The sequence below is a fragment of the Algoriphagus confluentis genome (assembly GCF_036245625.1).
In the GTDB taxonomy this organism is placed as follows: domain Bacteria; phylum Bacteroidota; class Bacteroidia; order Cytophagales; family Cyclobacteriaceae; genus Algoriphagus; species Algoriphagus confluentis.
Genome location: NZ_BTPD01000010.1, coordinates 1 through 22129, shown reverse-complemented (window position 1 = coordinate 22129; position 22129 = coordinate 1). Strand labels below are relative to the sequence as shown.

General features: G+C 44.7%; 23 protein-coding genes. 20 read left to right on the top strand and 3 right to left on the bottom strand.

Annotation, left to right across the window (positions count from 1 at the left end; all coding sequences use genetic code 11):
• Positions 1 to 8: 8 nt before the first annotated feature.
• The 16 genes from AAA943_RS15465 (at position 9) to AAA943_RS15390 (ending at position 13839) form a co-directional block, all read left to right on the top strand.
• A complete protein-coding gene (locus tag AAA943_RS15465) occupies positions 9 to 863 on the top strand; it encodes an alpha/beta hydrolase (protein ID WP_338225169.1) in 855 nt (284 codons plus the stop codon).
• A 91-nt stretch (positions 864 to 954) separates the two neighbouring features.
• On the top strand, positions 955 to 1698 hold the full coding sequence (locus AAA943_RS15460; protein WP_338225168.1) for a DUF3667 domain-containing protein: 744 nt from the start codon (positions 955 to 957) through the stop codon (positions 1696 to 1698).
• Between the two features lie 42 nt (positions 1699 to 1740).
• Positions 1741 to 2151: a cupin domain-containing protein gene (locus AAA943_RS15455; protein WP_338225167.1), complete on the top strand. Its 411-nt coding sequence runs from the start codon at positions 1741 to 1743 to the stop codon at positions 2149 to 2151.
• 290 nt (positions 2152 to 2441) lie between these two features.
• Positions 2442 to 2681 carry a DUF6364 family protein gene (locus tag AAA943_RS15450; protein WP_338225166.1) on the top strand — a complete coding sequence of 80 codons (240 nt, stop codon included), beginning with the start codon at positions 2442 to 2444 and terminating at the stop codon, positions 2679 to 2681.
• The gene (locus tag AAA943_RS15445; RefSeq protein ID WP_338225165.1) at positions 2681 to 3088 is read left to right on the top strand and encodes a type II toxin-antitoxin system VapC family toxin; all 408 of its coding nucleotides are present in this window, start codon (positions 2681 to 2683) and stop codon (positions 3086 to 3088) included. The genes AAA943_RS15450 and AAA943_RS15445 overlap by 1 nt, the downstream gene beginning before the upstream one ends.
• Positions 3089 to 3143: 55 nt before the next feature.
• The gene (locus AAA943_RS15440) at positions 3144 to 4037 is read left to right on the top strand and encodes an NAD-dependent epimerase/dehydratase family protein (protein WP_338225164.1); all 894 of its coding nucleotides are present in this window, start codon (positions 3144 to 3146) and stop codon (positions 4035 to 4037) included.
• Positions 4038 to 4152: 115 nt separating this feature from the next.
• A complete protein-coding gene (locus AAA943_RS15435; protein ID WP_338225163.1) occupies positions 4153 to 5085 on the top strand; it encodes an aldo/keto reductase in 933 nt (310 codons plus the stop codon).
• Between the two features lie 137 nt (positions 5086 to 5222).
• Positions 5223 to 6251 (top strand): zinc-binding alcohol dehydrogenase family protein, encoded by a 1029-nt coding sequence (locus tag AAA943_RS15430; protein ID WP_338225162.1) that lies wholly within the window; start codon positions 5223 to 5225, stop codon positions 6249 to 6251.
• Positions 6248 to 7063 (top strand): TIM barrel protein, encoded by an 816-nt coding sequence (locus AAA943_RS15425; RefSeq protein ID WP_338225161.1) that lies wholly within the window; start codon positions 6248 to 6250, stop codon positions 7061 to 7063. Before AAA943_RS15430 ends, AAA943_RS15425 begins: the two co-directional genes overlap by 4 nt.
• A 74-nt stretch (positions 7064 to 7137) precedes the next feature.
• On the top strand, positions 7138 to 7479 hold the full coding sequence (locus AAA943_RS15420; RefSeq protein ID WP_338225160.1) for an L-rhamnose mutarotase: 342 nt from the start codon (positions 7138 to 7140) through the stop codon (positions 7477 to 7479).
• A 236-nt stretch (positions 7480 to 7715) separates the two neighbouring features.
• A complete protein-coding gene (locus AAA943_RS15415) occupies positions 7716 to 8525 on the top strand; it encodes an amidohydrolase family protein (protein ID WP_338225159.1) in 810 nt (269 codons plus the stop codon).
• An 80-nt stretch (positions 8526 to 8605) separates the two neighbouring features.
• Positions 8606 to 9550: a tetratricopeptide repeat protein gene (locus tag AAA943_RS15410; protein WP_338225158.1), complete on the top strand. Its 945-nt coding sequence runs from the start codon at positions 8606 to 8608 to the stop codon at positions 9548 to 9550.
• A gap of 383 nt (positions 9551 to 9933) precedes the next feature.
• A complete protein-coding gene (locus tag AAA943_RS15405) occupies positions 9934 to 10911 on the top strand; it encodes a serine hydrolase domain-containing protein (protein ID WP_338225157.1) in 978 nt (325 codons plus the stop codon).
• 82 nt (positions 10912 to 10993) lie between these two features.
• Positions 10994 to 11350 (top strand): DUF2200 domain-containing protein, encoded by a 357-nt coding sequence (locus AAA943_RS15400; RefSeq protein WP_338225156.1) that lies wholly within the window; start codon positions 10994 to 10996, stop codon positions 11348 to 11350.
• Positions 11351 to 11359: 9 nt separating this feature from the next.
• Positions 11360 to 12295: an FAD-dependent oxidoreductase gene (locus AAA943_RS15395; RefSeq protein WP_338225155.1), complete on the top strand. Its 936-nt coding sequence runs from the start codon at positions 11360 to 11362 to the stop codon at positions 12293 to 12295.
• 149 nt (positions 12296 to 12444) lie between these two features.
• Positions 12445 to 13839 (top strand): MFS transporter, encoded by a 1395-nt coding sequence (locus AAA943_RS15390; protein ID WP_338225154.1) that lies wholly within the window; start codon positions 12445 to 12447, stop codon positions 13837 to 13839.
• A gap of 56 nt (positions 13840 to 13895) precedes the next feature.
• Here AAA943_RS15390 and AAA943_RS15385 read toward each other — a convergent pair whose 3' ends face one another.
• The 3 genes from AAA943_RS15385 to AAA943_RS15375 form a co-directional block, all read right to left on the bottom strand.
• A complete protein-coding gene (locus AAA943_RS15385; RefSeq protein ID WP_338225153.1) occupies positions 13896 to 15263 on the bottom strand; it encodes a hypothetical protein in 1368 nt (455 codons plus the stop codon).
• 78 nt (positions 15264 to 15341) lie between these two features.
• On the bottom strand, positions 15342 to 15971 hold the full coding sequence (locus tag AAA943_RS15380) for a response regulator (RefSeq protein ID WP_338225152.1): 630 nt from the start codon (positions 15969 to 15971) through the stop codon (positions 15342 to 15344).
• Complete coding sequence (locus tag AAA943_RS15375; protein ID WP_338225151.1) at positions 15947 to 17791, bottom strand: histidine kinase dimerization/phosphoacceptor domain -containing protein; 1845 nt, start codon at positions 17789 to 17791, stop codon at positions 15947 to 15949. The genes AAA943_RS15380 and AAA943_RS15375 overlap by 25 nt, the downstream gene beginning before the upstream one ends.
• A 254-nt stretch (positions 17792 to 18045) precedes the next feature.
• On the opposite strand from AAA943_RS15375, the gene AAA943_RS15370 reads away from it, so the two are divergent.
• The 4 genes from AAA943_RS15370 to AAA943_RS15355 all read left to right on the top strand — a co-directional run bounded on the left by AAA943_RS15370 (position 18046) and on the right by AAA943_RS15355 (position 21946).
• The gene (locus tag AAA943_RS15370) at positions 18046 to 19518 is read left to right on the top strand and encodes a potassium/proton antiporter (protein WP_338225150.1); all 1473 of its coding nucleotides are present in this window, start codon (positions 18046 to 18048) and stop codon (positions 19516 to 19518) included.
• Positions 19519 to 19799: 281 nt separating this feature from the next.
• Positions 19800 to 21326 (top strand): bifunctional phosphoribosylaminoimidazolecarboxamide formyltransferase/IMP cyclohydrolase, encoded by a 1527-nt coding sequence (gene purH, locus AAA943_RS15365; protein ID WP_338225149.1) that lies wholly within the window; start codon positions 19800 to 19802, stop codon positions 21324 to 21326.
• Between the two features lie 169 nt (positions 21327 to 21495).
• Positions 21496 to 21738, top strand: coding sequence for a type II toxin-antitoxin system HicA family toxin (locus tag AAA943_RS15360; RefSeq protein ID WP_338225148.1), 243 nt, complete (start codon positions 21496 to 21498; stop codon positions 21736 to 21738).
• A complete protein-coding gene (locus AAA943_RS15355) occupies positions 21728 to 21946 on the top strand; it encodes a type II toxin-antitoxin system HicB family antitoxin (protein WP_338225147.1) in 219 nt (72 codons plus the stop codon). Before AAA943_RS15360 ends, AAA943_RS15355 begins: the two co-directional genes overlap by 11 nt.
• The last annotated feature ends 183 nt before the right edge of the window (positions 21947 to 22129 follow it).

Below are 22129 nucleotides of genomic sequence, written 5' to 3'. Positions count from 1 at the left end.
TTGTAGTCATGCAGTCAGGTAATGGTAAAATTGCCTTCCTTATTTCTTTCTTTTTGTTTTTTTCCGTGACTTTTTCCTTTTCCCAGGCAAAAGTAGTCTATAAAACTATAGATACTCTAGCCCTGACTTTAGAGATTTACTGTCCAACTAAATCGAGTGAATCCGGAAAATATCCGGCCATGATTTTCTTTTTTGGAGGGGGATGGACGGGTGGTGTTACCACCCAGTTTGAGCCGCAGGCGAAGTATTTCTCGGAGCGGGGCATCGTCTGTTTTTTGGCTGAATATCGGGTAAGCTCCAGAAATCAAACCTCCCCTTTTGAGTCTCTGATGGATGCCAAATCCGCCATTCGCTTTATCCGGAGCCACGCGGATGAATTCCAGATTGATCCGGACCAAATCATCGCCTCGGGTGGTTCGGCAGGTGGACACTTGGCAGCTGCCACGGCATTGATTGATGGATACAATGACCCTACGGATGACTTGGGAATCAGCTGCAAACCTGCTGCTTTGGTCCTCTTCAATCCCGTCATCGACAATGGCCCGGGGGGCTATGGCTTTGAGCGGATTGGTGAGGCTTACCTGGACTTTTCTCCCCTGCACAATATCCGGAAAGGGGCTCCGCCTACTGTGATTTTCTTAGGCACCGAAGACAACTTAATCCCGGTGGAGACGATGGAATACTACCAAAAAGTCATGGAAAAAGTGGGAAGCAGATGTGAGCTTTTCCTATATGAAGGGCAGCCGCATGGGTTTTTTAACTACCGTAATTTTGACTATTACGAAGAAACCCTGCTTCAGGCAGACCTATTTCTTCAGTCTCTGGGCTATCTGAAGCAAGGTCCAAAAATCGAGATAAAATAAGCTCTCAAATCCTAGCCACAAGCGATAAGAACTCAGGTCCAGTTCGTTTGGCTGTGATTATTTCTTTATTTTTCTTTAAAAATCAACCACCATGGAGCCACTCAAAATCTGGGAAGTCGAAGAGACTGTCATTACCAAGGAAAAAAAGATAAGACGCTTTACTTTCCGCAATCTCCTGCAGAGTTTTCTGGATATTTTTGAACTGGACCAAGGGATAGTCTACACCGTCATCGGATTGTTTAAATTTCCGGGCAAAATCATCCGGGAATACCTCGATATGGATCGGCTGACCATTACGAATCCCCTCCGGTACTTCTTCTTTGTGGTGGGGCTCAGTGCTTTTCTCACGATCAAGTATGACTTCTGGATCAAGCAAAATATGGCTTTGAACGGGGCAGAATCTGCCAGCCTGAGTCAGGAACAGCAGGCTTTCAATCAGCAATTCTCCGAAGTGTACCAGTCTGTCTTTATAGATTACCTTTCCCTTTGGTTTGCAGTGGCTGTCTTTTTCGTGGCTTTTTTCTCATTTCTGTTTTATAAAAAATCCGGATTCACCTATTGGGAACAGTTTATAGCCAATCTCTTTATCTTCAATCAGATGACACTGATTTTTATACCTTTCATTCTGGTATCCGAGCTGTTTGACAACATGAGTTTGTACTTGATCTACCTCCTTTTGGGCTATATCTATGCCATATGGGCCTACCGAGATCTTTTTGGTCAAGGTTGGGGAATTTCAATAGTCAAGGGTTTGCTGGTTCAGATTTTGGGTTCAATCCTCTTTTTTGGGGCATTCACCATCGGGTTGACTTTGGTACTGGTTTCAAAAATGTAGCACTCAATCCTATCCCATGCCTATGTCCATGCCTAGTTTACTATGAAAAATCTATTTTTTACCTTGCTTTTAACTGCTCTTCTAGGATGCCAAAAGGAAGGTTCCCAAACGTCTACTTCAGAGCTTCTTATCGAATCCTTCCAATCCTGGAATGGGGACAGCCTACCCTCCTATCCGGCTGGTAAACCGAAGATTTCCATTGTGAAAGTGACCCTCCCTCCCCATTCTGAATTGCCCAAACACTATCACCCCGTGATCAATGCTGGAGTTTTACTAAGCGGAGAACTGACGGTGATCGACTCAAAAGGGAATACCCTAAAAATGAAAGCCGGAGATCCCATCATCGAGCTGGTCAATCAGGTGCATTATGGAAGAAATGAAGGAGATGTACCTGCGGAAATTGTGGTTTTCTATGCAGGAACAGAGGATACGGAGATTGTAGTGAAAGAGTAGCCTTTTAGCCTTGATTTGCAAACTTCTCTTCGTCGAGCAGGATGATTGAATGTTTACCTCTTTTATTTCATTTCATACAAAAAAACGTCTGATTACAGGATTGAAGACTTAGTCCATAGCTTTTCAGAAATCAACTCAGCGTTTTATTCAGCCTGCATTAAAATGAAACTATTAGATAATTTACAATTTCTCCTTCCTTCCTAGTAAGAAGCACACCTTTTTCCCTAGGGCATTTTCCTCCTTTGATGCCACGTATACTTTTTTTATTTTCGTACGTAATTAATCAAACCATGAGCACTAAACTCACCTTAAATCTCAAAAAAGAAGTGATCGAAGAGGCCAAGGCTTACGCGAAACAACATCAAACAAGTGTATCCCAACTCGTGGAAAACTATCTGGACTCCTTGACCAGAGTTTCCAAAAAGAAATCCACCGTGAGCCCATTGGTAGAAAGTCTTACCGGAATCATCCCTACCGATTACGACGAGAGAAAAGATTATCGAGACTATATCGATAAAAAGTATCGCTAATGGAACGCCTATTCATCGATACCAATATCGTAATAGACCTCTTGGCAAGGAGAGAACCTTTCTTTCGGGAAGCCCAAGATCTTTTCACTTTAGGAGATCAAAAGAAAGTCCAGCTTTTAATTTCTGCTTTGACCTTTGCAAACGCTTACTATTCCATTAGCAAGCACCATAAAGAAGTCGAAGCGAGGAGACATTTGGCCAACTTCAAGGTTTTAGTGACCATTTTGCCCATTGATAACAAAATCATCGATTTATCCCTTGCCTCTGAATTTGCTGATTTCGAAGATGGATTGCAATATTTCACCGCAATCGAGAATTCTTCTGATTTAATTATTACCAGAAATAAAAAAGACTTTAGAGATTCTCAAATCCCCGTGCTGTCAGCCGGCGAATACCTGAGAAAATAGCCCATTCTTTCCCTAATCCTAGCAAAATAATTCCCGATCCCAAAACAAAATAACCATGCGAATATTCTTCACAGGAGGCTCCGGAAAAGCCGGAAAACACGTCATCCCCTACCTGCTTGACCAAGGACACCGAGTTCTCAATGTAGACTTGACCCCTTTGAATCATCCCGGAGTGGACAATCTTACGGCGGACATCACCGATTCCGGACAGATGTTCAATGCCATGAGCATGTATGCGGGATTTGATGAGATGGAGCCGGGAACAGGTGTGCCTCAGTTTGATGCTGTGGTTCATTTTGCCGCGGTACCTCGCATTTTGATCAAGCCCGACAATGAAACCTTCCGGGTGAATACGGTCGGAACCTACAATGTGATCGAGGCGGCCGTCAAACTCGGCATCAAAAAGATCATCATCGCCTCCTCTGAAACGACTTATGGGATTTGCTTCTCGGACGGAAAAACTAACCCGGCTTACCTGCCTCTTGATGAAGAATACGACGTCAATCCCATGGACAGCTACGGGCTTTCCAAAGTAGTCAATGAGCAAACTGCCCGGGCTTTTCAGCGCAGAACGGGAGTGGATATCTATGCCCTTCGGATTGGCAATGTGATCGAGCCCCACGAATACCAGCAACTTTTTCCTCATTACTTCAAGCATCCTGAGGTGAGAAGAAGAAATGCCTTCTGCTACATCGATGCCCGTGATTTGGGGCAAATCGTGGATTTATGTTTGAAAAAGGAAGGTTTGGGCTATCAGGTCTTCAATGCCGGAAATGACCACAATGGAGCCATCATTCCCAGCAAGGAACTGGCTGAGCGTTTTTTCTCCGGAGTACCTCTAAAGCATGATTTGGAAGAGAATGAAGCCCTTTTCTCCAATCGGAAAATTCGGGAAGTATTGGGATTCAAAGAGCAGCACCACTGGAGAAAGTATGTCAAAGAGGAGTAAGTCCCCTTTTTTTTTACCAATAAACCCGACTTTAACCGATCCTCCTCTCACAGGATTCCTTCTTCGGGAAAATCTTCTATTTTGCTTTAAACTATTCATATAGCGCTTTTATCCAATGCAATACCGCAGACTTGGCAAAACCGAACTAGAAGTCTCCATTTTAGGCTTTGGTGCCTCTCCCATGGGCAATGTCTTTGATCCTGTGGATGAAAAAGAAACCATTTCGGCAGTTCATTTAGCCTTGGACCACGGAGTCAATTTCATCGACGTGTCTCCCTTTTATGGATTGACTTTGGCAGAAAGTCGATTGGGAAAAGCGATCGAAGGAAGGCGCAAAGAGCTCATTCTGGCCAGCAAATGCGGAAGGTATGATCTTCAACACTTTGACTTTTCCAGAAAACGTATCCTCCAGAGCATCGATGAATCGCTCACCCGACTGAAAACCGATTACCTGGACTTATTTCAGCTTCACGATATTGAGTTTGTGGACAAGCAGATTATCCTGGAAGAAGCCGTTCCTGCCATTCAGGAGGTGGTCAAATCCGGAAAAGCTCGATTCTGGGGCATCACCGGATTGCCAGTCCGGTATCTTACCCAGATTGCCCGAGAAAGCCATCCCGACACGGTGCTTTCCTGGGCTCATTACAACTTGCTGGAGGATGAGATCAATGATGAATTGGTTCCACTCGCTCAGGAAATGGATTTTGGACTGATGAATGCCGCCCCATTGATGCAGCGCATCCTCTCCGATGCTCCTTTGCCTCCTTGGCACCGCTCTCCGGCAGAAGTAAAGGCCATGCAGCCCATTTTGTTGGACCTCTGCCAAAGTTTTGGATGCAAGCTGAGCCAAGTAGCCCTACGCTTTGCGATGGATCACCCCCTCATTTCTACCACGATAGTAGGGATGTGTGAAGTCAAAACTGTCCAGGAAAATCTCGAAGCAGTAGATTTAGAAATCCCTTCAGAATTAATAGATCGAATCCTTACGCTCGTCCAACCGGTCAAAAACCGAATGTGGTTTGAAGGAAAGGCGGAGAATAATGTTTGAGCAGGCAGGAATCGGAGAGAGAGAAGAAAGAGGTTGTAAAGTTGTAAGGTTTTAAAGTTGAAAAGTTAGGCTCCCTTTAGAAGGGTTTGAGATTCTTAAAAATCTCGTAAATCTGAATTCTTAAATCGTAGATCGAAATGAAAGCTCTTTTTCTCACCGAAGTCGGAAAATCGGAAGTTCGGGAAATCCCAAAACCCAGCCCCAAAGCGGGAGAAGTGCTGCTTGAGGTGGGGATGGTCGGATTTTGCGGCGGGGATTTGAATGGATTCAAAGGACTTTTTCCCCTACAGGAATATCCCAATATCCTGGGTCATGAAGTGGGTGCTACCTTGGTGGAAAAAGGGGTAAATGTCCCTGAGCACCTCCTATTGGGCACGAAAGTCACCCTCTACCCTTATCTGGCTTGTGGCACCTGCGTGGCTTGTCGAAAAGGCCGACCCAACGCCTGCAAAACCAATAAAACCATGGGCGTTCGCCGTCCGGGGGCTATGACGAGGTACATCACAGTGCCTTGGCAGGATGTATTTCCTTCAGAAAAATTGAGCCTACGAGAACTGGCTTTAGTGGAACCTCTTACTGTAGGCTTTCATGCAGTCAGCCGGGGACGAGTAAGCGCTGAAGACCGGGTTGCGGTCTTGGGTTGCGGAATCGTAGGCCTGGGAGCAGTGGCATCTGCGGTCAATCGAGGCGCTCAGGTCATTGCCATTGATCTGGATGAAAGCAAGCTGGAAGTGGCCCGGAAAATCGGAGTAGCTCATACCATCAATCCAAGCTCGGAAAACCTCCACGATCGTTTACAAGAAATTACCCAAGGAGAGGGACCCGATGTTATTATCGAGGCGGTAGGAAGTCCGACTACTTACCGAAGTGCAGTAAAAGAAGTGGCTTTTCTGGGCCGGGTAGTCTGTATAGGCTACGCCAAAGCTCCCGTGGAGTTCAATACCTCCCTTTTTGTCCAAAAGGAAATAGAAATCCTGGGTTCGAGGAACTGTGTAGGCAAAACCGACTTCCCCGAAGTGATCGAATACCTCGAATCCGGCAAATTCCCGGTGGAAGCTGTTATTTCCAAAACCATTTCAATCGAAGAAGGCCCCGTCACCCTCATAGAATGGGCCAGCAATCCCCAAGGAATCATTAAAATCATGCTCAATCTTGAAGACCAATGATCAAATCAGCTGTTACACTCAATCTTATAGAAACCATGTCCATCGGTCCTTGGATCTTTTGGCATAATCTGGAAGAAAGTCTAAAAAAAGCCGCTGAATTGGGTTTCGACGGGGTGGAACTTTTCACTGCCTCCGGGAATGCTTTGGATGCTTCCCATCTTCGAGATCGCCTTGACTTTTATGGGCTCGAGCTGGCAGCAGTGGGCACTGGTGCGGGCAAAGTACTTCAAGGTCTGACACTAACCGACCCTGATCCAGAAATCCGGAAAAGGGCGATTGACTATATCGCCGAAATGATTGATTTCGGTGCTCAGTTTGGTGCTCCTGCAATCATCGGATCCATGCAGGGAAATATTCCATCAGGACATTCTAAAGAGGATGCCTTAGACTTGTTGGCCGACGGGCTTTCCCAGTTGGGAAAAATCGCCAAATCGGCTGGGGTAATCCTGATTTATGAACCCTTGAACCGATATGAAAGCAATCTCATCAATACCCTTAAGGCAGGGAGTGAGTTTTTGAAGCGAAATCAATTGGGAGCAATTCGCCTTTTGGCTGACCTTTTCCACATGAATATCGAAGAGGACAATATGGCTCAAAGCATTCTTGATTTTGGTCAATACATAGGGCATGTACACTTTGCCGATTCCAACCGAAAACCCATGGGTTTTGGCCACACAGATATGCCCCCCATTGCCGCAGCGCTCAAGGAAATTAACTACTCGGGATACATTTCCGCAGAAGCTTTCCCCTACCCCAGTCCAGACGAAGCAGCAAAACAAACGATCAATCAATTCAAAAAATACTTTCACTAGATCTATCGCGTCATCACTTCCTAAACCTTATTCTTCCAAACTCCCATTCTCCCCAACTCCCAAACCTCCACACCATGAAACGATATTGCCTAGCTCTCGACCTGATCGACGATCCCGAATCCATCAAAAAATATGAAGCTCATCATGCTCCCGGAGCTGCTTGGCCGGAAGTGACTCAGCATGATGTTGACTGTGGAATATTGAATATTGAAATCTTCCGGACCGGTAACCGGATGTTTATGATTTTGGAAACAGTGGATGAGTTTACTTTCGAGAAAAAGGCAGAAATGGATGCCGCAAATCCCATCATTGCCAAGTGGGAGGAGTTGATGTGGGGATTTCAGCAACCTTTGCCTTGGGCTAAACCCGGAGAAAAATGGGTGCTCATGGATCGGATTTTCAAATCGGGAGAATAAATTCAATTCTGCTAAATTGACTCCAAATCCCCCAAAAAAGCGAGCGATTTATTTTTGGAATAAGTACAAAAACCAATTAATTCAGGGGATTCATTTCATGGCTCTCAGTAGACGAACCTGAAGAGGCCATCACCAAATTTGATCTTTTCTTTCTTTTGATTCTTTCCCAATTTTTGTTTATTGAATGTTACCCCAGCTAATTTTCATCTTTTTTTTAACCCTAATCCTAATCATAAATGATCATTGATGTTCATACGCACATAAATAATTACCACGAAGAAAAAGTAAGGTCACTGGAAAATTGCCTGGATCTCCTTTTGGAAAATATGGAGGAAAATAAGGTGGATTATTCTTTGGTCTTGACTTCTTACAAGGTCAATGAACACCGCCCAAGTACCCAACAAGTGGTAGAGGCAATTTCAAAACGAAAAAACCTGGGAGTAGTCGCAGGAATAAGCTTTCTGCATTACAACCATTGGGATATCCGGCAGATCGGAGAGTATCTGGGGCAGGGATTGGTAAAAGGCCTGAAATTTTACCCTGGCTACGAACCGTTTTATCCCAACAATAGTCGACTGAAAGTCTGGTACGAAATGGCCATGGAGTACGAAGTCCCGGTCATGTTTCATTCAGGAGACACCTATTCCCCCACAGGCCGGGTGAAGTATTCACACCCCTTGCAAATTGACGATTTGGCAGTGGATTACCCTGACTTGAAGATTGTCATTTGCCACTTGGGCAACCCATGGATCAAAGACTGCATGGAAGTGGTATACAAAAATGACAACGTCTATGCTGACATTTCCGGTTTGGTTTTAGGAAACTTCTCAGAAAAATTTGAACGCTTCATGAAGCACGAGATCGAGCAGATGATCACCTACGCAGGCAATCCCAAATACTTGCTCTATGGGACTGACTGGCCCATTTCCAACATGGATTCCTACTTGAACTTCATCGATCAGCTAGACCTGACTCCCGAGAAAAAAGACCTGATCTTTTGGCAAAATGCAGCCGAACTTTTCAAAATCGATTTAAAAAATCTGTAGTATGCCCGAATTGAGCCGCGCAGGTCGAATTCTATTGTCAAGAATTATGGCTTATTTTCCAATTCTAAATCCCCTTGATGATGAAAAAAACACTTTTTCTATCCTTGGCTTTGGCTTCAATGACCATGGCTTGCAAACAGGCCTCCAAAGAAATCCAAAAAGAAACCTCAAATGAAGACTCTGTTTTTACTACCTCTTTAGGAAAAGAATATTCCATTCCTGCCCCTTCCGAAAAGCTACTCGCCCAGTATGAAGAAGCACAATCAAGGTATGAGGCCAACCCGGAAGATGTGGAGGCTTTGATTTGGTACGGCAGGAGGACTGCCTATTTGGGTCAGTACAATCAAGCTATTCAGATTTTTTCTCAAGGGATAGAAAAATTTCCAAACCAACCCAAACTCTATCGCCACCGAGGTCATCGGTATATTTCCATCCGGAAATTTGACCAGGCTATCGCAGATTTGGAAAAGGCTGCCGAACTAATCCTGGGAACTCCCAATGAAATCGAGCCAGACGGCATGCCCAACGCCCTGAATATTCCTGTCAGCTCGCTTCATGGCAACATTTTCTACCACTTAGGCTTGGCCTACTACCTAGTTGGAGACTACGAGAAAGCTTACCTAGCTTACTTGAAATGCCGGGATAGCGGTTCTCATTATGACAACATCGTCTCGAGCATCCATTGGCTTTACATGATCCAGCAGCGATTGGGCAACCCAACCCTTGCCGATTCACTATTGGCCCCCATACATGCCGATTCGGTGGTGATTGAAAACCAAAGCTATGCGGACCTTTGTCGCTTGTACAAAGGCTGGATTCCGGTGGATTCGCTCATGGAGCAAGGCCCGGGAGGCACCCCCTCCAATGATGCGGTCCGCTATGGCGTGGCCAATTGGTACTTGTACCATCAAGATACCTCAGAAGCCAAAGAAATGATGAAGGGCTTATTGGAGACCAATTCTTTTGCTTCCTTTGGCTACATCGCTGCAGAGCAGGATTGGATCCGGATTTTTGGAAAAAAATAACCTTCCTTCTTTGATGCCTTTTTGAGTTTTAGGGAATTGCCCTTCCACTTTTTTCTCATAGAAAGGAAAAAGCAAAGTATCAATTCCATAAGTTTGAAAGGATATCCCTGCCAGTAAAATATAAACTCAACTCCTAAATCCAGACCACGAAAAAAAAAGTCTATCTTTTGGTAAATCAGGTACCATTGAGGCTAGAACAGCTAAATATAATTGCGAAAGGCTTTTTTGGAGTATCGGGTTTTGGACCAGATTAAACCCTTTTTCCCGGAAGGAGTCCAACCACAAAATCTCAGGGTATGAAAGGAAAATATTCGTTTTGGATTTTGGTAATTCCCTTTTTCCTAAGTTGTGAAAAAGAGAATCCCGCCCCTTCAAACCCCGAGATGTACTTTCCACCGGTGGGTAGCCCCACATGGGAGACCAGCAGTAGTGCGGAATTGGGATGGAACGAAAGTCGACTCCCTGACTTGTTGGATTTTCTCAAGCAAAAAAACTCCAAGTCTTTTCTGATTTTAGTCAAAGGAAAGATCGTTGTTGAGGAATATTTTGACGGACACACCCCTTCCACCACCTGGCAGTGGAACAGCGCCGGTAAAACTCTCGTTGCAGCCAGTGTCGGCATCGCTCAGGAAGAGGATCTGGTGGACATCAACAGCCCCGTATCCAGGTATCTCGGAACTGGCTGGACCAGTGCTCCTTCCGAAAAAGAAAACCTCATCACTATCCAATCTTTGCTGAGCATGACTTCCGGACTCAACGATGAAAGTGAGTTGGTCATCAAGCCCAACCTTACCTATCTTGCCGATGCCGGAACGAGGTGGTCTTACCATAATGTTTTTCAAAAATTGATGGATGCGATAGCTTCTGCGAGCGGGGAGAGTTTTGATAGTTACTTCGATTCCAACCTGGAAAGTAAAATCGGAATGGAGGGATTTTGGAACAAGGGGCTCGTATTTTCCATCTTCCACAGCAATACCCGAAGTATGGGCCGATTTGGTTTATTGGCCTTGAATCAGGGAAAATGGCAGGATGAACAAGTGGTGAATGAATCTTTTTTCAAAGCAAGTACTACCAGCTCACAATCAATCAACCCGTCCTATGGCTATTTTTGGTGGCTCAATGGCAAGCCCAAAGCCATGCTTCCCGGCAGCCAAACTATATTCCCTGGGCCTCTTATTCCCAATGCGCCCGCCGACATGGTTGCTGCTATGGGTGCTGAAGATCAGAGAATCTATGTGATCCCAAGCAGAAGCATGGTCATCGTCAGAATGGGAAGAGCCTCAGATCCTTCCAAACCTAGCTTTGCACTTTCAGGATTTGATCAAGCCCTGTGGGAAAAAATCAATGCCGTAATCAACTAATCTTCCCTAGTCAAGTGGGAGGGGCATCTTTTCTTGTTTTTTGCCTACCTTCCAATATGGAACCGAAGCTATAGAGAAACCCATGAAAACCCAAGATGAACGAATCGCCTCCATGACCTTCTCCTCTATCTACCCTCACTACGTGAACAAAGTGGAAAAAAAAGGAAGAAGTATCCAAGAACTGGATCAAGTAATCGAATGGTTGACGGGGTATGACAAAAACAGAATTGAGTCTCTAATCAAAGAAAAAGTCAGTTTTCTGATGTTTTTTGAAAAGGCAAACCTGAATCCCAATGCCCACTTGATCACCGGACTCATTTGTGGCTATCGAGTGGAGGATATCGAAAACCCACTGACTCAGAAAGTTCGCTACTTGGACAAGTTGGTGGACGAATTGGCCAAAGGCAAAAAAATGGAGAATATCCAAAGAACACCCTAGTCTTTTAGGATGAAAGCTAAATCAGTATCTGTCATTGGTTCCGGAATTATCGGCCTCACCGCTGCTATTGCTCTTCAAGAGGCCGGCTTTACCGTTCGCCTCTTAGCCAAAGAAAAGTTTCACCTCACCCTCTCTCATAAGGTCGGTGCTGTATGGTTTCCCTACACCATCGAACCACGGAAAAAAGTGGACCGATGGGCAGCGGTGAGCTATGAACGCTACCAAAAAGAATCCGCCTACGCTTCCGGGGTTTCCATGATTTCCTTTTTAAATGCCTACAAAGACCTGAAGGAAGAAGAGTGGGTCCGTCAGTTGCCGATCGGCACTGTGAGAGAAGCTTCCAGAGATGAGCTCCCCAAAGGAATGGAAAAAGGGCTGATTGCTGATGTCCCTTTGACCGAGCCTCCCTTGTACCTTCCCTATCTTTTTGGAAAATTTCTGGAATCCGGCGGGGAGTTTGAGCAAAAGACTTTTGAAAATTTGGCACAGCTGGAAAACTTAGGTGGTCTTGTGGTGAATTGTACCGGTTTGGGAGCCAAAGACCTCTGTCAGGATGAGGATTTGCAGCCCATGAGGGGGCAGATATTACGTGCAGAAAAGCTGGATATTCCTTCCTTTGCCGATCCTACCCGCAAAGGGGCTCTTTCCTACATCATTAAAAGAAGTCAGGATTCCATCATCGGAGGTACAGATTATGATCAAGATTGGAATGAAAAGGAGGACCCGGAGGATACTTCCAAAATTCTGTCCCGACTTCGGGGCTTTGGGATTGCCGAGCCACCCAAAATTCTAGAAACCTTGGTGGGACTGAGACCCAAGCGAAGCTCGGTGAGGTTTGAATTCGATCGGGATTTCCCCCATATTTTTCACAATTATGGGCATGGAGGGGCAGGATTTACTGTAGCTTGGGGATGCGCATTGGAGCTGGCAGAAATCCTCGGCTGATTAAGGATACTTCCTCCTGCAAAAAAATAAGGCAAATGAAACTATTTAAGGCTATTTTCAGGATAGGAAGAGACCGAACTGAATGAATGGAAAGGATTCCTCAAGTCTGGTCTGAATCCCCGTCTCGCTAAGCGTCCTCCCCAACAAGTATGGCTCAAGTACCGGTAAGCAATCAGGTAAAAAGAATACTTCCCATCATTCTGGCTACGGCCATTTTTATGCTGATGCTGGACTCCACGATTTTGAATACGTCCCTGCCGGCCATTGCCAATGACCTCAATGAGTCCCCGCTCAACATGCAAAACGCAATCATTAGCTATGTATTGACGGTGGCTTTGTTGATGCCTATCAGCGGATTTATGGCAGACCGATTTGGTACCAAGCGGGTATTTATCGGGGCATTGATGGTCTTTGCTCTTGGGTCTCTTTTCTGCTCATTATCCCAAAACCTCAATCAATTGGTGCTTTCCCGGGTGATTCAGGGAGTAGGTGGCAGCATGATGACGCCTGTGGGCCGACTGACTCTGATCAAATCCTTTCCCCGAAACGAAGTGGTTCAAGCCATGAATTTTGCTATTGTTCCGGCCTTGATCGGGCCGATTTTGGGACCATTGGTGGGTGGCTACATGGTCGATTACCTTTCTTGGCATTGGATTTTTATGATCAATCTCCCCATAGCAATCCTGGGCATCTTACTCAGTCTGAAATTTCTTCCTGATTTCTATTCTCCCGCTTCAGCGTTTGATTTGAGAGGATTCCTGATTTTCGGTGCAGCCACTTTTATTCTATCCATATCCTTGGAGCTTTTAGGAGAGTCGGTCCAGCTTACCCCCTTGCTGATCGGCGTTTTTCTGGGCTTTCTTTTGCTCTATTTCTATTACCGCCACGCCAAGCGGGAAGATAATCCTCTATTCCCTCTGGACCTTTTTCAGGTAAGAACCTTCCGAGTTGGTATCCTTGGCAATCTCGCCACCCGATTGGGAATCAGTTCAGTTCCTTTGCTCCTGCCCTTGATGATACAGATCGCCTATGGAAAATCAGCCGTGGTATCAGGCTGGATCGTGGCTCCAATGGCCCTGACTGCCATGCTGGGCAAGTCCGTGGTGATCCAAATTCTGGATAGAATCGGGTACAGAAAAACATTGATGATCAATACCTTCCTGATCGGCTGTCTGATTTGCTCTTTTGCTATCCCCAGTCTGGAAGCTTCCATCTTTTGGCATCTGCCCATTATTGCGGTTTTGGGATTTTTCAATTCCATCCAGTTTACTTCCATGAACTCAATCGCCATTGCAGACCTACGCCCCTATCACACAAGTAGCGGAAACTCCCTGCTATCGGTCAATCAACAACTGTCCATAGGATTTGGAGTAGCTTTAGGTCTCTTGATTCTCAAACTTTTTGAGGGTGATGAAAAACTAATTCCAAAAGAAGTCCACCAGGCTTTTCGCTATACCTTTTTGATCATAGGAAGCTTGACCATCATCTCCGGTCTGGTTTTTAGAAGACTTCATTTCAGAGATGGAGAAAATTTGAAATCTTGATCTATCCATTACATATCTTTTGGGAAAGGACACAGAAGTTATTTTCATCCGAAAGTCTAGGTACGATATAAATCGCTTTTGATGAGGGGGAATGTTGCAAACTGAGGAAGAAGCCAATTTTTCCAGTTTTTTTTCTGGGTCAACAGTAAGCAGAGGACAATTTGTCCCAAAACCAAGCTGATAATCAGGTTCAAGGTATTCAGCTCAAAAAGAAAGTAACCCAGTCCCATAAAGACGAAAATCAATAAGGCATAGAGTACTTTAAGCCTGGAAAATCGGGCGATTTTGAGCTGGACAAATAAAGAAAGAAAACCAAATTTTGTTTGGCTGTTTAGCAAGGCCAATCCCGGCAGCAAGCCCAAAATCAGCAAAAGATACCGATCCTCAGGCATGGTATAGATCAAAACCCAAGAAAGAGAGAAAAAAACTCCCAAACTAAGGAGAAAAGAAAGGGTAGTCACCGCACGTTTGGTGGCCTCAAACCTCTCCAAATTACCCGAACTCCATTCCTTGGAAAACAGGTGAAGGGCTGCCTCATAGACCCCGTTCGCCGGAGCCATCATCACACTCCATAGGGCAAAAACCATCGAAAAATACATCAACTCAGCACTTGCGCAGCAAATAGTAAGGTATCCCATAAACAGATAGGTAAATAGGTAAAAAAAGAAAACGGATAAGCCCGGCAGAAATGCCGCCTTGATTACAACCCGGTCTACCCTAAGGGATTTTCGAGGTGAGCGAGGTACAGCTCTGAACCATCGGTAGACCTGAATTCTCAGCAAAATCACCCAAACCATTTCCGAAATAATTCCAGAAAGGAGCACGATTTTGACTGGATCAAGGGAATCCCAGCCTAAGACCTGAAAGCTCAGAACCAAGCTGGTATTGAGCACGATCGAAATCAAGGCCAAAACCCCGACTGTTTTGAGTTGCCCCATTCCTACCAGAAGGGCATGATGGCTTAGGCCCAAGAAAAACACCAGCACCAAAAGCAACAGAAATGGCAGACTCCCCAAAAGCATTTCGATGGAGTCACTGGACATCCACCCACTCAGGAGTGCCCCCAGCAAGGCGGTCAATACAAATACTTTCAATCCTTGGCCCAAAAAGATTCGAATTGAGCGATTGAAAACGCCTTTGGCAAGAGGAAGCCGGCTGTGGTGCTTTGTTCGTGCATAAAAATTGTGATAACTATCGGCCAGTGCATTACCGATTGCAAAACAACAAAGCAAAAACGTATCCAACAGGCCAATCACCCCTATGGCTTCCCCCTGACCAAAAGCAAATAAAAAAACTCCTGAAAAGAGCAGGACACTTTCGCTCAATTCACAAAGAATCAAAGAAAAAGAATAGTTAAAGAGTTGAGACTTTCGAATGGTCATCATTTTTACCTGCACAAAATCACTTCTCCAAGGTCCAAACATCCGGAAATTCCCGTGTCACCCAAATGGGTGATTTAGCTCCGCCAGGAGAAAAAATAAGCTTAAACAGATAAAACCAAGTCAGGAAAGACCTTCTAAAAGTTCTTTGATTCGAAAGAGAGCCTGGGTCCTGTTTCGAACATCGAGCTTTTCAAAAAGATGTTGCAAGTGAGTTTTGACGGTATTCACCGAAATAAAAAGTTCTTCAGCTATTTCCTTGTTTGTTCTTCCTGTTTTCAATAGCTCCACCAATTCCAGTTCTCTTTCGCTGAGCGCATTGGGAAGCATGCTATTGATTTCCTTTAGGCTGAAACCAGCGGTCCCTTGCCTTGCATAGTCAAAATTGAATATAGCCACCTCCAGTGAGGTCATCAGGCTATTGCCATCAAAGGGCTTGAGAAGGTATCCGGATGGAATAGTCTGCTTTGCTCTTTCCAGAGTTGCCTTATCCGCATGACTGGTCAAGAATACAAAGGGAAATTGGTAGTGCTTTCTGATTTCACCGGCCAGGGTTACTCCATCCATCCCATCTCCCAAATTGATATCCAGCAATAAGGCATCTGGCTGGGAAAGTTGCAAAATCCGAAGGGCCTCCTCTCCTTCGTGTGCGATTGCCTGAACCTCAAATCCACTTTCTTCCAAATAACCCCGAATATCCTCTGCAATCAAAGGCTCATCCTCTACGATCAGGATGCGATATTTTCTAGCCATATGCGCCTGTATTTTCCAATGGCACAGGTGACACTGTAGCCATTTTTGTTTTCAATGATGATTTCCGCTCCCAGCTTTTGCTGAAAAGCTTGGATTAACTTCATTCCAAAATTCGTCCCTGTGTTTTGGCTGGCATTATTGCCGATACCGTCATCTTTGACTTGGAGCTCCAGCTGCCTACCTTTTTCCATAAATATTACCTCAAGCTGACCAGATTTCCCTTCCGGAAAAGCATATTTTAGGGAATTGGTTATCAGTTCATTTAAAATAATCCCCACCGGAACAGCCGTATCCACATCCAAATGAATGGGCTCCACATTCAGGATCAATTCCACCAAATCCCTGTCCAGTCGATAGGTGTCAAACAAATTCTGACTGAGCTGGGTGACGTATTCCTTCATGTTGATGCTTTTCAGGTCATGCTCTCCATAAAGATACTGATGGATCAGAGCCATGGATTTGACCCGGTTTTGACTCTCTTTGACTGCTTCTAGAGCCTTGGCATCCTCGATTTCCCTTCCCTGAATACTAAGAAGGCTGCTTACCACTTGAAGGTTATTTTTGACCCGATGATGGATTTCTCTCAGGAGTACTTCTTTGTCCTGAAGGGCTACTTGAATCGCTTTGTTTTTTTCTGCCAAAATCAGTGCGTTTTTCCTTTGAGTCCTATATCGGTAAGCAAAGAATCCCCCCAAAAAAAGCAGCAATAGCGTCACGACCACCAGCATACTGAGTCTTGCCCTGTTGGCACGGACCTGTAGCTCCCTTTCCGCTGCTTGCAGTTCGAGCTCGGTAATTTGCCTTTCTTTCCGCTCGGACTCATACTTCTGCTCCATATCTGCCGTGAGCCGAAGTATTTCCATAGTCCGTAAAGAATCGTTTAGGTTAATGTATTTCTCAAAATATTGACTGGCTTGCTCAGGCTTTCCGGAATCTTTGAAAATCTGTGCCTTTCGAAAATAGACATTGCTGAGCCCGTGAAAGCTCTTTACCCTGTCCAAATAGTCTTCTGCCTGATTAAGGTAATCCATGGCAGGTCCAAGTCTTCCCTCCTCCTGCTCCAAGGTACCCAATCCCTGCAAAGCGACCCCTACCGAATTGTAATCTTTTGAGGCCAAACCTGATTTTCGGGCCTTTTCATAATAAAACCTCGCCGAATCACCTTGGGTATTTTTCCAAAAAAAATCCCCCAAACTCAAACTGCTGTGAACGATCAATAGGGAATCCTGAATCGCTTCAGCAATTTTGTTTGCTTCTCGAAATAGCCCCTCCGCAGTATCCAACTGGTTCATGTTTTTGTAAGAAATCCCCATATTGATCAGACAGGCCGCTATTCCAGCCCTATTTTGTCTGGATTGCTCAATCTCCAGAGACTTCCGGAAGTAAACCAGAGAAAGTTCATAGTTCTGCTGGTTTTGAAAGAGCGCTGCCATGTTGTTGAAGGTATTTTCCAAACCTTCCCCGCCAACTTCCTGCCTTAGAGGAATGACCTGAAGATAGAGAGAGATAGCCTCCTCGTATCTTCCGGATAATTCCATCAGAATCGCTTTCATCTCCAGGGAAACAGATTTCCAGTAGGTGTCTTCCAACTCGATGGATTTGGTCAAAGCCCAATCGGTATAATGCAGGGCACTGTCAAAATCTTGGTAATAGTACTCCCAGGCTAGGTCGTTCAGCAGTCCCACCATCTCCTGATCCTTCTCTGCTTGCGCTAGCTTTTGCTTCAAATCCAGAATCAGTTCCGAATCAGATTGGGCATAACCCACTTTCGGGTAAAAAAGAACCAATAGAAAAAGGATCAGATTAAAAACCGACTTCATCTTCATGGAGATAGAAAAGATCGAAATGAAGGTTGAATTTTTTCTAAAATAGGAATTTCTTCATTATCAGCCACTTTCATTCCGGCTTCTACAGCAAAAACCCGGTTTATCAAGAAAAAATATCCAGTGCAGTGAAAGAAGAGGAAAGGATAGACCACCGTACTTCCAAGCAGGAAAATCAAAAAAACATACTAGCCCCCATGCTTCCGTATAAGATTTATTGAATTATTTTGGAGGTATTCAACCCTTTCGGCATGAACCTCACCATTGAAAATATTGTATTAATCGGCTCCATTTTGCTTCTCTTGAGCATCGTAGCGGGAAAAACTTCCTACAAATTCGGAGTGCCTACTTTGCTTTTGTTTTTGGCCATCGGTATGCTGGCTGGCTCTGACGGAATCGGCGGAATAAATTTTGATAATCCCAAAATTGCGCAGTTTATCGGCGTCGTCTCGCTCAATTTCATCCTTTTTTCCGGGGGATTGGATACCAGTTGGAAGTCTGTCAAGCCCATAGTCCGGGAGGGATTGGCCCTCTCTACCCTGGGAGTTTTATTGACAGCACTTTCTTTGGGGACTTTTGTTTGGCTGATTACCGAATTCACCTTTTTTGAAAGCATGCTCTTGGGATCCATCGTATCCTCCACCGATGCAGCTGCCGTTTTTTCCATCCTACGATCCAAAAGTCTCGCACTCAAGACCAACCTTCGACCAACCCTGGAGCTTGAGAGCGGAAGCAATGATCCCATGGCCTACGTCTTGACCCTTACATTTTTAAGCTTGGTCACCAACCCCAACCAGGGTTTTCTAGCTATTCTTTTGCTGTTTCTGCAGCAAATGATTTTGGGAGCAGTAGCGGGTTTTGTATTTGGCAAGTTGAGCAAATACATCATTAACGGAATCAAGCTGGGATTTGAAGGGCTATATCCGGTCTTGGTCATTGCCTTGATGTTCATCACTTTTTCTGCCACGGATTTTATCGGAGGCAATGGGTTTTTGGCCATTTATCTCTGTGCGGTTTACTTGGGAAATCAGGAGCTGATTCACAAAAAAACCATCTTTCAGATGTTTGATGGATTAGCTTGGCTCATGCAGATAGTTCTATTCCTTACGCTGGGATTGTTGGTTTTTCCTTCGGAAATAGTCCCCTATCTGGGAATAGGCCTATTGATCTCTCTGTTTTTGATTTTGATTGCCCGACCTGTAGGTGTGATGATCAGTCTGATTTTTTTTAAAATGAAATTCCGAAGAAGGCTCTACATTTCATGGGTAGGACTGCGTGGGGCAGTGCCCATAGTTTTCGCCACCTATCCTCTATTGGCAGGAATCGATAAAGCCAACATGATTTTCAATATTGTCTTTTTCATTTCCGTCACCTCGGTTTTAATCCAAGGAACTACCCTCTCGGTAGTAGCAAAATGGCTGAAAGTCGCTCTCCCTGAGAAAGTGAAAAAAATAACCGAAATAGACAAGCTGGTTTTAAATATTCCAAAATCCTCAATGCAGGAGTTTGAAATACTCCCGGAATATCAAGCAGTCAATAAACGGATCGTCGATTTGAATTTCCCCAAAACAGCCTTCATCATCATGATTAAACGCAAGGGTCAGTACATCAGACCGGGAGGATCCACCGAAATTGAAAGCAAAGACACCCTGATGGTATTGGCGGATCAGGTAGAAGATTTTGAAAAAGTGGAAAAATGCCTTCAAAACCCGGATAAAGCCTGAACTAGTATTTATCCTTTATCCGAAAGAGGAGGAAGACCGCCAAATTTTGGACCTCCTTCCATTTGAAGGAGGTCGAGCAAAAGACCAAATTTCCCACCCTAACCCGGGAACTGCCAAAGACGGGGCACAAAGCCCTTCAGGTAAAGAACCCAGGTCCTTTTGGTCCGTTGAGCTTACTTTCAGACTGAAGGACAAATTCTGTACAGGACAAATTCCTGAGTCCTTTATTCATTTTTTCCTACCTTTGCGGCTTGTTGATTTCTCACCTTTCCATCTAAAAAATGGCCCTCAAAAAAATTCAATCCGCTTTAATCTCCGTCTACTATAAAGACAATCTCGAACCGATAATCGCCCTACTCAAGCAGCATGGAGTAAAAATCTACTCCACAGGAGGTACGCAGAAGTTTATCGAAGAACAAGGCGCTGAAGTCATCCCCGTAGAAGAACTTACATCCTACCCCTCTATCTTCGGCGGTCGGGTGAAAACCCTCCACCCAAAAGTATTCGGAGGCATCCTTTACCGAAGAGAAAATGAAGGCGATTTGGCTCAGGCAGCAGAATACGACATTCCAGCCATCGATTTGGTCATTGTGGATTTATATCCTTTCGAAGAAACAGTGGCTTCCGGTGCATCCGAGGCCGACATTATCGAAAAAATCGACATCGGTGGCATCTCCCTCATCCGTGCCGCTGCCAAAAACTTCAAGGACGTGATCATCATCGCTTCCAAAAACCAGTACGGAGAATTGGAAGAAAAACTGAAGGCACAAGATGGAGGAACTACCATCGAGGACAGAAGATACTTTGCCGCGCAGGCTTTCCAAGTGTCATCCCATTACGACACTCATATTTTCAACTACTTCAACCAAAGCGAGGGAATTCCCGCTCTGAAAGTGTCCGAAAGCAAGGCCAAAGCCCTTCGCTACGGAGAAAATCCGCATCAGGCAGCTCATTTCTACGGAAATCTGGAAGATCTTTTCGATCAGCTCAATGGCAAAGAGCTTTCGTACAACAACCTGGTGGACGTGGACGCTGCAGTCAACCTGATCGCTGAATTCCCAGACCAAACCGCCTTTGCCATCCTAAAGCATACCAATGCTTGTGGCTGCGCCACTGCCGACTCCGTCAAGGAGGCTTACCAAAAAGCATTTGCTGCAGATACTACTTCTGCATTTGGAGGTGTATTGGTGACCAACAAACCAGTCGACAAAGCCGCTGCAGAAGAAATGCATTCCCTCTTCTTCGAAGTGTTGATCGCTCCGGAATTCACCGAGGAAGCTCTGGAAGTATTGAAAGGCAAAAAGAACAGGATTCTGCTTCGCCAAAAAATGGCCCTTCCTGGCACTAAAATGATCAAGACTCTTCTGAACGGAGTGATCGAGCAGGACAAGGATTTGGCTACCGAAAGCAAGTCTGATTTCAAAGTGGTGACCAAAGTTGCCCCATGTGAAAAGGAAATGGACGCATTGGTTTTCGCAGCAAAAGTCTGCAAACACACCAAGTCCAATACCATTGTATTGAGCAATGATTCCCAGCTTTTCGCATCCGGAGTAGGCCAAACTTCGCGTGTGGATGCTCTCCGTCAAGCGATCATCAAGGCGGGAGAATTCGGCTTTGACCTGAAAGGAGCTGTAATGGCTTCCGATGCCTTCTTCCCCTTCCCGGATTGTGTGGAGATCGCGCACGAAGCCGGAATCACAGCCGTGGTGCAGCCCGGCGGCTCCATCAAAGATCAAGACAGCATTGATTTCTGCGACGCCCATGGCATGAGTATGGTGATGACCGGAGTCAGACACTTCAAACATTAATTTGAAGTATCAAGTAGCTAGAATTTAGTATCAAGACCTCCGGTTCGACTAGAATCGGAGGTTTTTTGTTTTTTTCTAAACCAATTGATTAAATCCGGATTAATTTGAAAATTCAGATTCTTTTTAATGACATTATTTTAGAAGTAGTATGGGGAAGTACCAAAAATTTTTGATAAAAATTCTATCAGGAACTTCGGATGCTAATGTAGATTTTGAAGAGCTCAGAAGATTATTGATCCTCTTTGGTTTTGCTGAAAGGATCAAAGGAAGCCATCATATTTTCACCAAAGAAGAGATAGAGGAAATTTTGAATATTCAAGAAATTCAGGCCAAAGCCAAACCCTATCAGGTGAAACAAGTAAGAAACCTTATATTGAAGTATCAATTAAAACTCGAAGAAAATGACAATTGAATCAAAATACGAAATCATCATTTATTGGAGTGAAGCAGACCAGTCATTCATTGCAGAGGTCCCAGAACTAGCTGGTTGTACAGCTGACGGAAAATCCTATGCTGAGGCGCTAAAAAATGCGGAAACAGTCATTTCTGAATGGCTCGAAACAGCAAAAGAATTGGGAAGAACTATCCCAAAACCAAAAGGTAAATTGATGTTTGCTTAATGGTAATTTTAAAATTCCCAGATTCAAGTAATAAGTGCAACACTAAAGGTTTAAGGAAGGAAGCCTAGGCTTCCTTCCTTAGGCTGAAGAATTAAATTAGTGTTGTCATGCAGAAATTCAATCATCTCAGCCCAGAGCAAAGGTACCAAATCGAAATTTTAATCAAACAAGGGGTGACTCAGA